The sequence below is a fragment of the Streptomyces sp. NBC_01465 genome, from assembly GCF_036227325.1.
In the GTDB taxonomy this organism is placed as follows: domain Bacteria; phylum Actinomycetota; class Actinomycetes; order Streptomycetales; family Streptomycetaceae; genus Streptomyces.
In genome coordinates this window covers 6,902,523-6,916,058 of record NZ_CP109467.1, presented here as the reverse complement: position 1 = coordinate 6,916,058, position 13,536 = coordinate 6,902,523, and the positions used below count along the sequence as shown (strand labels likewise).

General features: G+C 71.6%; 10 protein-coding genes. 5 read left to right on the top strand and 5 right to left on the bottom strand.

Annotation, left to right across the window (positions count from 1 at the left end; translation table 11 throughout):
- Window positions 1–90 (bottom strand): K(+)-transporting ATPase subunit F, encoded by a 90-nt coding sequence (kdpF, locus tag OG707_RS32435; RefSeq protein WP_037965490.1) that lies wholly within the window; start codon window positions 88–90, stop codon window positions 1–3.
- 552 nt (window positions 91–642) lie between these two features.
- Between kdpF and OG707_RS32430 the strand changes: the two genes are divergently transcribed.
- Together OG707_RS32430 and OG707_RS32425 are read left to right on the top strand one after the other, a co-directional pair.
- Window positions 643–1,452, top strand: coding sequence for an SDR family NAD(P)-dependent oxidoreductase (locus tag OG707_RS32430; protein ID WP_329124682.1), 810 nt, complete (start codon window positions 643–645; stop codon window positions 1,450–1,452).
- A 178-nt stretch (window positions 1,453–1,630) separates the two neighbouring features.
- The gene (locus OG707_RS32425; protein ID WP_329124680.1) at window positions 1,631–2,401 is read left to right on the top strand and encodes a GNAT family N-acetyltransferase; all 771 of its coding nucleotides are present in this window, start codon (window positions 1,631–1,633) and stop codon (window positions 2,399–2,401) included.
- Here OG707_RS32425 and OG707_RS32420 read toward each other — a convergent pair.
- From OG707_RS32420 to OG707_RS32405, 4 genes are all read right to left on the bottom strand, one after another.
- A complete protein-coding gene (locus tag OG707_RS32420; RefSeq protein ID WP_329124678.1) occupies window positions 2,398–4,314 on the bottom strand; it encodes an NAD-binding protein in 1,917 nt (638 codons plus the stop codon). The genes OG707_RS32425 and OG707_RS32420 overlap by 4 nt on opposite strands.
- Window positions 4,311–5,792, bottom strand: coding sequence for a hypothetical protein (locus OG707_RS32415; protein WP_329124676.1), 1,482 nt, complete (start codon window positions 5,790–5,792; stop codon window positions 4,311–4,313). The genes OG707_RS32420 and OG707_RS32415 overlap by 4 nt, the downstream gene beginning before the upstream one ends.
- A gap of 306 nt (window positions 5,793–6,098) precedes the next feature.
- Entirely contained in the window at window positions 6,099–6,344 is a 246-nt protein-coding gene (locus OG707_RS32410; protein WP_329124674.1) for a hypothetical protein, read from the bottom strand.
- 74 nt (window positions 6,345–6,418) lie between these two features.
- The gene (locus tag OG707_RS32405; protein ID WP_443071508.1) at window positions 6,419–8,836 is read right to left on the bottom strand and encodes an ATP-binding protein; all 2,418 of its coding nucleotides are present in this window, start codon (window positions 8,834–8,836) and stop codon (window positions 6,419–6,421) included.
- Window positions 8,837–9,134: 298 nt separating this feature from the next.
- Here OG707_RS32405 and OG707_RS32400 point away from each other — a divergent pair, with 298 nt between their 5' ends.
- The 3 genes from OG707_RS32400 (at window position 9,135) to OG707_RS32390 (ending at window position 13,508) form a co-directional block, all read left to right on the top strand.
- Window positions 9,135–10,703 carry a Na+/H+ antiporter gene (locus OG707_RS32400; RefSeq protein ID WP_329124670.1) on the top strand — a complete coding sequence of 523 codons (1,569 nt, stop codon included), beginning with the start codon at window positions 9,135–9,137 and terminating at the stop codon, window positions 10,701–10,703.
- 112 nt (window positions 10,704–10,815) lie between these two features.
- A complete protein-coding gene (locus OG707_RS32395) occupies window positions 10,816–11,376 on the top strand; it encodes a hypothetical protein (RefSeq protein ID WP_329124668.1) in 561 nt (186 codons plus the stop codon).
- A gap of 146 nt (window positions 11,377–11,522) precedes the next feature.
- Window positions 11,523–13,508 carry an APC family permease gene (locus tag OG707_RS32390; protein ID WP_443071507.1) on the top strand — a complete coding sequence of 662 codons (1,986 nt, stop codon included), beginning with the start codon at window positions 11,523–11,525 and terminating at the stop codon, window positions 13,506–13,508.
- Window positions 13,509–13,536 lie beyond the last annotated feature (28 nt).

Below are 13,536 nucleotides of genomic sequence, written 5' to 3'. Positions count from 1 at the left end.
TCAGAACCTCTCCGGAAAGACAAGGGCTATGACGAGGTAACCCAGCAGGGCGACGGCCACGACGAGGCCGACGATGTTCTCGGCAGTCACAGCTTGGTCACCCCTTTGGCGATGAGCGCCACCAGCGCGAAGACCGCGATCGTGGTGACGACGAAGGCCAGGTCGGCCATCGTGAGCTCCTGAAGAAGTTCGGAAGTGATCGGACTCCTTGAGGAAACCGCCTCTGACGACTTCTGCGCGTTCCGTTGACGGCCCCCTTACGGCAAGGGGTGCCGCCTTGACGCGACTCTTACGCGAAGGCCCCAGAGACGCCCCTTGGTCACCCCCCGTGACGACGTGGTCACGTCAGAGGACCGTCAAGGACGGCTGAGCTCTCTTGAGCCGGCCGTCGCGGGACGGTTGGCTGGGGACGTGAACAGCAGCCTGCGCCATGACGACCGCCCGCCGCATACGGCGGTGCGGGTGATGTCGCGCGCTGTTCCGTGCCGGCTCTCTGATCTCTGATCTCTGGGCCGAGCCCGCCCGCGCCGTACGCCGTCAGCACCGCATCCGGTCCGACGGCGTACGCGCATCTCCACACACCCCTGCACGCCCGCCCCGCTCCCGGGACGGCGTCGGCGTGCCCACACCCAGGAATGGACCATGTCTTCAGCAACCCTGTCCGGCCGCACCGCGCTGGTGACCGGAGCGACCTCCGGTATCGGCTACGAGACCGCCCGGCTGCTGGCCGAGCACGGTGCCACCGTGCTCGTGCACGGCCGCACCGCCGAGGAAGCACGCACCGCGACCGACAGTCTGATCGCCACGGCCGGCATCGACTCCGCCCAACTCTGCGCGTACGCAGCCGACTTCACCCGTCTCGAAGAGGTGGAGCAGCTCGCCCACCGGGTCTCCGAGTCGCACCCGCACCTCGACGTCCTGGTCAACAACGCGGGGACGGCGGCTCCCGAGCGGCACACCGTCACGGCCGACGGCAACGAGGTCGCCTTCCAGGTGAACTTCCTCGCCCACTACCTGCTGACGTGCCTGCTGGAACAGGCGCTCACAACCGACCCGGGCGGCCGCGTCGTCAACGTCTCCTCGTCCCTGCACCGCACCGCCTCCATCTCCTGGAGCGACCCGAACCGCGCCCGCAGCTACTCACGCCTGGCCGCCTACGCCCAGGCCCAGATGGCGCTCACGATCTTCGCGGCGGACCCGCGGGTGACCGCCGTCTCCGTCCACCCGGGCATCTGCGAGACGGCCCTGCTCCCCCTGTACGCACACCAGGGCACCAGCGCCGCCGAGGGCGCGGCCCATGTCGTACGGCTCTGCGACCCGGCCACCGAGATCGTCAACGGCGCCTACTACGACCGCGACGAACGCGTCGAGCCCGCTGCCGCCGCCACCGAGTCCCGCAGCATCAAGCGCCTCAACAAGCTGGCCGACCTGCTCGTCGGCCACACCTCTTGAAGGAGTACCCCCTCATGTCCAAGCGCGCCCGCAAGAAGAAGGACCGCCGCAAGAAGAAGTCCAACCACGGCAGCAAAGCCGCCAACTAGCCGCCTGAAGGACCAGGGGGCGGACTACGCCGCCCGGCGCCCGGTCCGCCCCCTGTCCCGTTCCCCTCACCCGGAGATGAAGACCCGCCATGATCGAACTTCCGCTGCGCCAACTCTCTTCCCGTATGCGCTGGTTCCCCTCCGGGTCCGCAGGGCCGACCGCACTCGCCGAGCACGTCTTGGCCACCGGCACAGGCCGCCTCTGGGCGGACAGAGCCGAACGGCCGCGCGCCCTCGCCGTCACCTCCGCCGGCCATGTGCTGCTGCGCGGCGACGCGAGCACCCTCGAACCGGCCGCCCTGGCACCCCTGTCCGGCCACTACGCACTGGCCCCGGCCCGCTTCCTGCCCGCCCTCGGCTCCGCCTTCGACCGGATCGTGCCCTGGGAGCGAATGGTGTACGTACGCCGCGAGCAGCCGGCCCTGCCGCGCCCGCTCCGGGGCACCACCGTGCGCCGAATCGTGCCGTCCGACACCCCGGCTCTCGCAGCGCTCGACGCCGAGTCGGCCTGGATATACGACAGTTGGGGCAGCCCCGCCGCCCTCGCCGCATCGGGCCACGCCTGGGGCGCCTTCCACCGCGACCGGCTGCTCGCCGTCGCCTGCACCTACTTCCTCGGCACCCTGTACGAGGACATCGCCGTCGTCACCGCCGCCGAGCACCGCCGCGAGCAGCTCGCCCTCACCTGTGTCGTCGCGCTCTGCGCCGATGTCGAGTCCCGCGGCCGAACCGCGAGCTGGACCTGCTCCAGCCACAACCGCCCCAGCCGTCTGCTGGCGTGGACCGCCGGTTTCCGCCTGGAGCGCGAGTACGTCCACTACGCGACCGGCACCCCCGCCGACCGCCGCGTCGCCGCCTAGCTCCTCGGCGGGTGCTGCTGCACCCCGGTCATCAGGATGTCGAGCCCGCGCCGGGTCGTCGCCAGCACGACCCGGTCCCCGGCCCGCAGCACCCGGCCGTGCGGAGGCCGCCAGTCGAAGTCCGTACGCCTCCCGAGCCCGCCGCCGAGCGTGTCCGACGCGGTGACGTACGGGGCCGGGCCGTGCGCGGATCCGACCGCGAGGACCCGCCACTCGTTCTGCTGGAACGCCTCGTGGACGGAGAACCCCTCCAGCTCCGGATGGCCGCCCACGTCCACCACGGTGAACAGCAGCGCACCGCGCTCCACCGGCATGACGCCCAGGACGTGCCGGCCCATCATGGCCGCCGCGAACGAGGGTGCGGCGAGCGCGGAGACGCTGCGGCTGCGGGTGAGGGCGTGCGGGTAGGAGGCGCGCATCGTGTGGGAGACGGTGGCCGCGAAGTCGTCGTCGTACAGCCGCAGGACGACCCGGATGTCGGGGTTCGTCTCGCGGGCCGCCATCACGATGTCGAGGTTGGCGCTGTCGTCGCTGGTCAGGATGAGCAGGGAGCGGGCCCCGGCGATCCGGGCCAGGTCCAGGACGCCCGGGGCGGTGGCATCGTCCACGAGCAGCGGCACCCCCTGCTCGCGGGCGAGGGCGACACCGCGGGCGTGCGGGTCGCGCTCGATGACGACGAGTTGGTGGCGGGTGGTACGCAGCCGGGCCAGGACCCGTGTGCCGATCTTGCCGAGGCCGACGAGGACGATGTGGTCGGCCAGGTTCTCGGTGGGCGGATGGCTCGCGGATGCCGTACGGAACGCCTCGGTCGCGTTCATCGTGGCGGCGACGACGAGCGGCAGGACAGCGAGGCCGACGAAGCCCGCGATGAGCTGGAGGACCCGCCTGGCGGGCGGTTCGCCGATGGCCGGGTCGCCCATCGTGAAGATGTCCAGCATCGGCAGGTACACCGCTTTCCACAGCGGCATCGCGTCCACCAGCAGCCAGGTGGCGAGGGCGAGCAGCACCACGACCGCGGCGAGCAGCCCGAAGACGGAGCTCACCTCGCGGGAGACGAAGACGTTCCAGGGGAGGTGGCTCAGCCGGCCGCGGAGCCAGTCGCGTGCGCCGCGCGGGTCCGCCGGGAGGTCCGGGTGGTGGTCGGGGGTGACCTCCTCCAGCATCAGCCGGCCGTGGGTGAACTGCCGGTGGTAGGAGGTGCGGGTGTCGGGGAGGAGGAGGGTGCCGTCGGCGCCCGGGGTCTCGGCGCTGTCCTGGCTGCGGGGGTCGTCGCGGTGCGTCCCCGAGAGGACGGCGAGGGTGGCGAGGTCGGAGGCGTGCGGCGGGGTCCCTGCGGGCCGCACCACGCCCCGGAACACCTTGCCGTCGACCTGGAGCGTGGGCCCCTCCCCCAGTGCGGCCGCCGCGACCAGTTCGGGGACGGCGGTGTCGGCGTCGGACAGGACGGTCGTCGAGACGTCGACGATGCCGGTCTCCGTGTGCGGGGAGCGGGCCAGGACCGCACGGTCGAGCAACTGCTCCAGGTGGCGGCCGCGTTCGCGGTTGTACATACGGATGACGAGGCGGATCCCGGGGTTGAGGCTGCGGGCAAGAAGGGCCGCCGTCACATTGGTCTGGTCGTCGCCGTAGGTGAGGGCCAGCGCGGCGGCGCGCTCAACTCCCGCCGCCCGTAAGGTCTGTTCGTCCGGCTGCGCGGAGACGAGGAGCTGTACGGGCGAGTTCGGGTCGCGGTGCAGGGCGTCGATCCGGCCGCCGTGTTCGTCGCGTCGGGACGGCAGGACGACGGTGACCGTCTCGCCGCACACGGCGTCGAGTTCGACCGCGAGGCGTTGGGCCAGACCGTCGTTGCCGCAGATCACCATGTGCTGGGAGCGGACGTCGGTGCGTCCGGGCAGAGGGAGCGTCGACGTCATCGGAACTCGGCCAGCCGGGGCCGCAGCCCGATCACCAGGAGGCCGGCCGCCAGGAGCAGGGCCCCTCCCGCCGCGGGCGCCCGGACGGAGAGCGCGTCGCGGCCCGTGGCGACGGCTTGCGCGTGGTGGCCGGCATTGATCGCGGTCACCTTGTCCAGGGCCTCCATCCAGACCCCGAAGTGGGCGTTGGAGGTGTCGGAGGCCCAGCCGATGCAGAAGACGGTGGCCTCCTTCAGCTTCCCCTCGGCCACCAGGCGCCGGAACGTGCGGTCGTCCCTCTGGTAGACGGCGTACGCCTCGACGGTCTGCTCGGCGGCCGCCCGCTCCCCGGCGAAGGTGATGTTGTCGAGCTCGCGCCGGTACTCGCCGGTGAACTGCTCGTCCCCGTGGTCGCGTTGGTAGGCGGACCAGGTCTCCGCCAGCTGCTGGTCGTACGAGCCGAGGCTCGCGCCCTTCATTCCGTACAGCTGCTGCGACTTCTCCAGGAAGGACCTCTCGTACACGGGCCGGCGCGATGCGTCCAGCAGGAAGCGGCTCTCGTCGGCGTTGGCGTCGTAGCCGATCGCCTTGGAGCGCGAGAGCGCGACCACGGAGTCGAAGGCGTCGTGCCGCGCGACCTTCAACTGGTCGGCGTCGACGGCCAGGAGACTGCTGCCGCACACGACCGCGACCACCGCGCACAGGGTCGCCGCGAGCAGCGCCGGGTTCAGGATGCGACGGAAGCGGCGGGCGAGGTGGACCTGGAGGAGGACGAGGGCCGCGATCAGGAGGACGCCGAGTACGGCTTCGGTCGTCTGCTGGGTGGCGAGGTCCGAGCGGGCGGACGTGTATTCGCGCAGGTAGACCGCGTTGTTGGCGTCGACGAGCTTCCGCGCCTGGGGCAGCAGCTTCCCGGTGAGGAGGTCGGTGGCCCGCCGGTAGTCGGCGCGGGCGGCCTCCTTGCCGCCGGAGTGCTCGTCGTTCTCCAGTGCGCGCCCGATGAGCTCCTGGTAGTGCGCGAAGTCGTCGGTCAGCGCGACGACGGTGGCCTCGGTCGCCGGGTCGCCCTCCGCTGCGGCGCCCAGGGTGCGCAGTGAGGAGCTGATGGTTTCCTGTGCGTCCCCGTAGAAGCCGGTCGCCTTGGTGTACGACTCCGGCAGCCGACCCGCGCCGGTGCCCGAATCACCGCTGGAGAGAAGGATGTTGGCGGCCTGCGCGTCCATGTCGTCGAGCGCGAGGTCCAGTTGGGTGGCGGCGACCGTACGGGGTGCGTCGCGCTTCTCGACCGCGTCCCAGGTGGTGGAGAGCCCGGTCGCCGCGACGGCGATCAGGGCGAGGAGTCCGGCCCCGAGGAGCAGGCACACCGTACGGGTGAGGCGCAGCCGCCCCGGCAGCGTGGCCCAGTGACGCCGGAGGTGTAAGCGGACGAGCCGGGCGACGGCGATGGGAGACCGTCGCCGCGGCTGTCCTTCACGCGGGTCCCCTCCGGACCGCGGCACGGGGTCTCCCCCGGTACGGGCGAATGGCGCGGGGTCCGGTTCTTCAGCTTCCGGGGCCCCCGCTCCCTGGTGCTGTTCTGTACCGACGGTGACCGCCACTGGCACTCCAACCTCGCGCCACGGGCCGCTCGTACGAACCCGTGCGCACATCAGCATGCAGGTCAGAAGTTCGAGTGATCAGCCGCGTTGACGCCCCCCTGACGCCCGACGGTCATGCATTAACGCGTGCTTGACGGCGGCGTCAGCACTCCTGCTCCCGCACCCCGCCCGCATCCGCCAGCGCGGCCCCCGCCCGCCCGGCGAGCGTCACCGCCACCTGCCGTACTCGAAGCGGCAGCCGTCGAGCGCCACCAGCCCGGTCAGTTCGTCCCGTACGTGTTCGACGACGGCATCGGCGGACGTCGTGTGCTGTGCGATGCGGTCGATGGCGCCGATGCGGTCGAGGTAGCCCTCATCGGTGACCGCGACGGCCTTCAGACGGCGGTCCCGTGCCGCGCATTGTGTGAGGGCGACGCCCGCCACGAGCGCCGCGGGCAGTGCGAACCTGGTCATGGCGACCTCCCGTGCTCCACCTCCCAGGGTGCTCCTGGAAGACGGCGGCGGCGCTGGTGTCCCTGACGTACCTCTTACGCGGGCGCCGGTACCTCGGCCACCGGCAGGGACAGCACCATGGTCAGCCCGCCTCCCGGGGTGTCCTCGGGGGTGAGCGTGCCCTCCATCGCCTCGGTGAGGCCGCGGGACAGCGCCAGGCCGAGCCCTACGCCCGTCGTGTTGTCGGTGTCGCCGAGCCGCTGGAACGGTACGAAGGCCCGCTCGCGGTCGGCGGCGGGCAGGCCGGGGCCGCGGTCGACGACCCGTACCTCGACCCGGTCGGCGAGCGTGCTGGCCGTGAGCAGTACGGACGCGCCGCGCGGGGTGTGGCGGGCGGCGTTGCTCAGGAGGTTGGCGATCACCCGCTCCAGGAGCGGCGGGTCGGCCAGGACGGCGGGGACGGCGTCGAGGTGCTGGATGTCGACCGGGGGCGCGCCGGAGGGCAGCGACTCGAGGGCCATCGGGAGCACTTCCTCCAGGGCCATGGCGCGCAGGCTGAGGTTGAGGGCCCCGGCCTGGAGGCGGCTCATGTCGAGGAGGTTGTCGATCAGCCGGCCGAGGCGGGCCATCGACTCGTCGGCGGTGGCGAGGAGTTCGTCGCGGTCGTCGTCGCTGAAGTCCACGTCGCGGCTGCGCAGCGAGGCGATCGCGGCCCAGCCCGCCGCGAGGGGCGTGCGCAGGTCGTGGCTGACGGCGGCGAGCAGCGCCGTGCGCATCCGGTCCGCGGCCCTGACGGGTTCTATCTCGGCGGCCGCCTCCGCGAGCCGCGCACGTTCGACGGCGACGGTGAGGTGGGCGGCGAACGCGGTGAGGACGCGGCGTTCGGCGGCGGGCAGCGTACGGCCGCGCAGCAGCAGGAAGGTGTCCTGGCCGACGGGGACGCGTACCACCGGGTCGTCCCGCTCGGAGGCCCCGGTCACCGCCGAGCAGGGCACGAGCTCGACCGATTCCATGGCGAAGGTCTCGCGCGTACGGGCGAGAAGGGCCGGCACCGCCTCGTCGCCGCGCACGATGGAGCCCGCGAGCGAGGAGAGCGTCTCTGCTTCGGCGGTCGCGCGGGCCGAGCGGCGCGAGAGTCGCAGCGAACGGTCGACGACGGCCGCCACCGTGCCCGCGACGACGGCGAACACCACGGTCGCCAGAACACTGTTGAGGTTGGCGGTGAAGTGTCCTGCGGGCGGGATGAACCAGTAGTTCAGGAGCAGCGATGCGGTGACCGAGGCGACCACGGCCGACACCACTCCTCCGACGCAGGCCACGCCGACGACCGCGAGCAGGAACAGCAGCGCCTCGCTCATGAGGTCGAGGCTGCCCCGTGTGTGGTGGAGGAGGAAGGTGAGGACGACAGGAAGCACGAGCCCCGAGACGGGGCCCGCGATGAGCCGGGGCGTCGACAGGGTGCGGCGCCGCGACGGCAACAGCCGTCCCCCGCCCGCCCGTTCATGGGTGACGGTGTGGACGTCGATGTCCTCGGAGAGCCCGACGACCGTCTCTCCTATCCCGCGCCCGGTCAGGAACCGTTCCAGTCTGCTGCGCCGGCTGGTGCCGAGGACGAGCTGGGTGGCGTTCTCGGCGCGGGCGAACTCCAGGAGCGCGGTGGGGATGTCGTCGCCGACGACCGAGTGGTAGGTACCGCCGAGACTCTCGACGAGGACCCGCTGGCGGGCGAGCGCGGCCGACGAGGATCCGGCGGCGAGTCCGTCGCTGCGCGCGATGTGCACGGCGAGCAGGTCGCCGCGCGCGGACCGGTCGGCGATCCTGGCCGCCCTGCGGATGATCGTCTCGCCCTCGGGTCCTCCGGTCAGGGCGACCACGACGCGTTCCCTGGTCTCCCAGACGCCGCCGATGCCGTGCTCGGTGCGGTACTTCTGCAGCGCCTCGTCCACGCTGTCGGCGACCCAGAGCAGGGCCAGTTCCCGCAGTGCGGTCAGATTCCCGACCCGGAAGTAGTTGGCGAGGGCGGCGTCGACCTTCTCGGGTGCGTAGATGTTGCCGTGTGCCATACGGCGGCGCAGCGCGTCGGCGGGCATGTCGACCAGCTCGATCTGGTGCGCGCGGCGGACGACGTCGTCGGGGACGGTCTCCTGCTGCGGCACCCTGGTGATCTTCTCGACGACGTCGTTGAGGGACTCCAGATGCTGGATGTTGACGGCGGTGACGACGTCGATGCCCGCGGCGAGCAGTTCCTCGATGTCCTGCCAGCGCTTGACGTTGCGTCCGCCGGGGACGTTGCTGTGGGCGAGCTCGTCGACGAGGGCGACCTGGGGCCGCCGTGCGAGCACCGCGTCGAGGTCCATCTCCTCGAACTGCCCGCCCCGGTAGGCGCGTCGGGTGCGCGGCAGGATCTCGAAGCCGTCGAGACGGTCCAGGGTGTGCCGCCGTTTGTGGCACTCGACGTACGCGACCACCACGTCGGTGCCGCGCTCCGCCCTGCGCCGGGCCTCGTCCAGCATCCGGTAGGTCTTGCCCACTCCGGGGGCCGCCCCGAGGAAGACCTTCAACTGCCCCGTCCTCCCGGGCGGGACGTCCGGATCCACCACCACAGCACATGCCTCCTCGCATCGTCGGGTACGTCGTCGACCCAACTCCCCGTGCCCCGCGCCCGGGCGGGTCTTGGCGCATCCCTGTCGCCGGTCAGCAGTTGATTGACGTCGCCTTGACGTCCGGCGTATCGATAGGGTGAAGGCGGTGTGCCGGGAAGTCTGGTCGGCGTTGCGGTCCGCTCGGGTCCGCATCTGTCCAGGGGGCGGCATGCGCGGCGTCGGTACGGTTCTGTTTCTGGTGGTGCTCGCCACGATGGTGGCCACGGGCGCCCGCCGCTGGCGCATCCCCGCGCCCTCGCTCCTGGTGGTCGCGGGTCTGGTGGTGGCCCTGCTGCCTGGTTCGCCCGCGATAGAGGTCACTCCGGAGATCATCGGGCTCGTGGTGCTCCCGCCGCTGCTGTACGCCAGCGCCGAGGACGTCTCCTGGCGCGAACTGCGCGCCGTGTGGAAGCCGGTGAGCGTCCTGGCCGTCGGCCTGGTCCTCGCTTCCGCGGCGGTGGTGGGTTACGTCGCGTCCGTCATCACCCCGCTCTCCTGGCAGATGGCGCTCGTGCTCGGCGCGGTGCTGGCCAGCACCGACCCGGTGGCGGTCACCGCGCTGGGCCGCAGGCTGGCGCTGCCGCCCAAGGTGCAGGCCATGGTGCAGGCCGAGAGCCTGTTCAACGACGCCACCTCGCTGGTCCTCTTCAAGGTCGCGGTGGGCGTCGCCGTCGCCGCCTCGGCCGTCTCCTGGCCGGGCGCGGGGGCCGAGTTCGCGCTGCTCGCCGGGGGCGGCACGCTGATCGGGGCGGCGGTCGCGGGGGTGGTCGTACTGATCCGGCGGCGTACGGAGGACCCGGTCCTGGAGACGGTCGTCGCCCTCGTCACTCCGTACGCCGCCTACGTACTCGCCGAGGCTGCGCACACCTCCGGCGTGACCTCGGTGGTGGTGGCCGGGGTGGTGCTCGGCGGCCGCTCGGACCGGCTGACGAGCGCCCGCATCCGGCTCCAGCTGCACGCGGTGTACGGAACGGTGGTCTTCCTCCTGGAGAGCGTCGTCTTCTCCCTGATCGGGCTCTCCCTGCCCGGACTGATCGACGAACTGGGCGACGGGGACCGCCTCTGGCCGCTGTACGCCCTCGCCCTGGCCGGGACCCTGATCGCGGTCCGGATGCTGTGGATCTTCCCGCTCTCCGCGCTGCTGCAGTGGAAGGGCGGTCAGCGCCGGACCAACTGGCGGGTCCCTGTGGTCCTTTCCTGGGCCGGCACCCGGGGCGTGATGCCGCTGGCGGCCGCGCTGTCGATTCCGGTGACGACCGCGGGCGGCGCCGTCCTCCCCGGGCGCCCGCTGGTCCTCGTCCTCACCACCTCCGTGGTCGTGGTGACGCTGGTCGTCCAGGGTTTCTCCCTCGCCGCTGTCGTACGCCGCTCCGGCATAGCCCTGGAGCCGGACCGCACCGAGCGCGAGGAGGCACGGGCTCGGCTGGGCCTGGCCGAGGCGGGGCTGCGCCGCCTGGACGAGATGTCGGAGCTGGAGGCCGTCCCCGAGGTGGTCGCCGACCGGCTGCGCAGGGCGCTTCAGGCCCGCCAGGAGCACGCGTTGGAGCGCCTAGACGACACCACCGACAGCGCCACCGAGTCCGCCGAGCACGTCTACCGGCAGCTGCGCCGCGACCTGATCGTCGAGGAGACCGCCGAACTCCAGCGGCTCTACGACGGCCACCGCATCAGCGACTCCACCCGCCGCCGCCTCCAGCGTTCGCTGGACCTGGAGGAGGCGCGCCTCTCCGGCAGTTGATCACGGAGATGTCAGGGCGGCGTATGACCCGCGACAAGAAGAGGCGCCGGTGCGTCAGCGGTCCGTCAAGGCCTCACGACAGCCGCACCGGGGACGTCTACCGTCCCGGTGCATGGGACGAAGGACCACCCGCATCGTGGCGGGGCACAGCACAGCTCCACAGGGGACAGCGCACCCGACGGTCCACGACTCCACCTGGGCCGGCGACGCCCGTGCGGCGGTCGGTTGCGCGGTACTTCTGCTGGTGCTGCTGTTCGCCATCGACACCGGAGCGGGAACACTCAGCGTGCTGCGTGCCGCCCTCTGGACCGGACTGGCCGCCCTGCTCTTCGTGGTCCTCTGGCCGGCCCGGGTCTCCGTGACCCGGGGCCGGCTCGTCTCGCGCGGGCTGCTGCGCCAAGCCGAGGTCCGTACCGACCGGCTCGTCTCGGTGCGCTGGTCGGACGGGGTCGCCCAGCGCCTCGTCCTGCGGGACTCCGACGGCGGGCGGGCCGAGATCGACCCCAAGGTGCTCGTCGCCAATCCCCCGCTGTGGCGGGTTCTCGACCAGGACGCCCGCACCAGCACCGAGCGCGGCGTGCTGCGCTGCGGTGAGACGGCGTTGCGGCAGATCTCGGCGCGCGTCGACCGTGAGACGGCCCGCACTGTGTTCAAGGTCTCCGGCCTGGAGTAGGCAATACGCCCTGTTTGATACGCATTTGCGAGAACCTTGACGCCCCCTTAACGGCCTTCCGGAGCCCAACCCCCTCCGGCCGTTCATACGCTCGCGCCGTGTTGAACGTGACTGGCGTGCTGAAACGCCTGGTGATCGGCCGCGCCATGCGCAGCGAAGAGCTCGGCGAGACCCTGCTCCCCAAGCGGCTCGCCCTGCCCATCTTCGCCTCCGACCCTCTCTCCTCCGTGGCCTACGCCACCCAGGAGATCCTGCTCGTGCTGACGCTCGGCGGTCTGGCGTATCTGCACTTCACGCCGTGGATCGGGGCGGCGGTCGTCGCGCTGATGGCGGTCGTGGTGCTCTCGTACCGGCAGGTCGTGCACGCCTATCCGAGCGGCGGCGGCTCCTACGAGGTGGTCTCGAAGAACCTCGGTCCGTCCGCCGGATTGGTGGTCGCCGCGTCCCTGCTCGTCGACTACGTGATGACGGTGGCCGTCTCCGTCGCCTCCGGCGTCGACAACATCATCTCGGCGCTGCCCGCGCTCGCCGAGTACCGGGTGCTGCTCGCGGTGGGCTTCGTCGCGCTGCTGGCCGCCGTGAACCTGCGCGGGGTGCGCGAGTCCGGGCGGGCCTTCGCGGCACCGACGTATCTCTTCATCGGCGGCGTGCTGATCATGGTCGGGACCGGCCTGGTCCGCTATCTGCTCGGCGACGCACCGGTCGCCGAGTCGGCCTCGTACGGCATCGTCCCGACGCACGGCGACCAGAACCTGACGGGCCTCGCGCTCCTCATGCTCTGCCTGCGCGCCTTCTCCAGCGGCTGTACGGCACTGACCGGCGTCGAGGCCATCTCCAACGGGGTGCCCGCCTTCCGCAAGCCCAAGTCGAAGAACGCCGCGAGCACGATGGCGTCGATGGGCATCATCGCGGTCGTCATGTTCGTCGGCGTGACCACGCTCGCGCTGATCTCCAAGGTCCACATCACCGAGGACTCCTGCCAGTTGACCGGAATCACCGGCAACTGCGAGAACTTCACCCAGAAGACCGTCATCGCCCAGATCGCCGCGGCGGTCTTCGGCGGCGACCACAGCGTCGGCTTCTTCTTCATCCAGGCGGCGACCGCACTGGTCCTGATCCTCGCCGCGAACACCGCCTTCAACGGCTTCCCGCTGCTCTCCTCGATCCTGGCCCAGCACCGCTACCTGCCGCGTCAGCTGCACAACCGCGGCGACCGCCTCGCCTTCTCCAACGGCATCGTGGCGCTGGCGGTCGTGGCGGGCGCCCTGCTGTGGATGTACAAGGCGGACGTCACGAGCCTCATCCACCTCTACATCCTGGGCGTCTTCACCTCCTTCACGCTCTCCCAACTGGGCATGGTCAGGCACTGGAACCGCGCCCTGCGCACGGTGACCGACCCGGCGGAACGCCGCCGCCACCAGTCCTCGCGCGCGGTCAACACGCTGGGCGCGGTCGTGACGGGTCTGGTCCTGGTCATCGTCCTGATCACCAAGTTCACGCAGGGCGCCTGGCTGGCGGTGCTCGCCGCGATACTGCTCTGGCTGATGATGCGGGCGATCCGCCGCCACTACGACCGCACCTCGGCGGAGCTCGCGGTCGAGGACCCGCGCGGCGAACTCGCCCCGCCGTCACGGGTGTTGGCGGTGGTCCTGGTCTCCACGCTCCACAAGCCGACGCTGCGCGCGCTGTCGTACGCCCGGGCCACCCGCCCGTACCGCCTGGAAGCGCTCACGGTCGCCGTCGACAAGGACGCGACGACGGGGCTCCAGGAGGAGTGGGAGCACCTCGACGTGGACGTGCCGTTGAAGGTCCTGGCGTCCCCGTACCGCGAGATCACCAAGCCGGTCGTCGAGTACATCCGCACGATGCGGCGCGAGAGCCCGCGCGATGTGATCGCGGTCTTCATCCCGGAGTACGTGGTCGGCCACTGGTGGGAGAACCTCCTGCACAACCAGTCCGCGCTCTGGCTCAAGAGCCGGCTGCTCTTCACCCCGGGCGTCATGGTCACGAGCGTCCCCTGGCAGCTCACCTCGGCGGCCCACGCCGACCACCCGGCAGCACGCGCCCCGGGCTCGGTGCGCCGCGGAGAGCCGAGCGCACCGAAGCGGGAGGACGCGCCCGCGGAGCGCTGAACGGGGCCGGCCACCGCGCCGGGGCGCC

Bases quoted from the DNA above. Each gene is read 5' to 3' on its own strand.
- OG707_RS32425 (WP_329124680.1), top strand. From the start codon at position 1,631: ATGATCGAACTTCCGCTGCGCCAACTCTCTTCCCGTATGCGCTGGTTC.
- OG707_RS32420 (WP_329124678.1), bottom strand. From the start codon at position 4,314: ATGACGTCGACGCTCCCTCTGCCCGGACGCACCGACGTCCGCTCCCAG.
- OG707_RS32410 (WP_329124674.1), bottom strand. From the start codon at position 6,344: ATGACCAGGTTCGCACTGCCCGCGGCGCTCGTGGCGGGCGTCGCCCTC.
- OG707_RS32390 (WP_443071507.1), top strand. From the start codon at position 11,523: ATGCGCAGCGAAGAGCTCGGCGAGACCCTGCTCCCCAAGCGGCTCGCC.
- OG707_RS32400 (WP_329124670.1), top strand. From the start codon at position 9,135: ATGCGCGGCGTCGGTACGGTTCTGTTTCTGGTGGTGCTCGCCACGATG.
- OG707_RS32430 (WP_329124682.1), top strand. From the start codon at position 643: ATGTCTTCAGCAACCCTGTCCGGCCGCACCGCGCTGGTGACCGGAGCG.
- OG707_RS32405 (WP_443071508.1), bottom strand. From the start codon at position 8,836: ATGCTGGACGAGGCCCGGCGCAGGGCGGAGCGCGGCACCGACGTGGTG.
- OG707_RS32395 (WP_329124668.1), top strand. From the start codon at position 10,816: ATGGGACGAAGGACCACCCGCATCGTGGCGGGGCACAGCACAGCTCCA.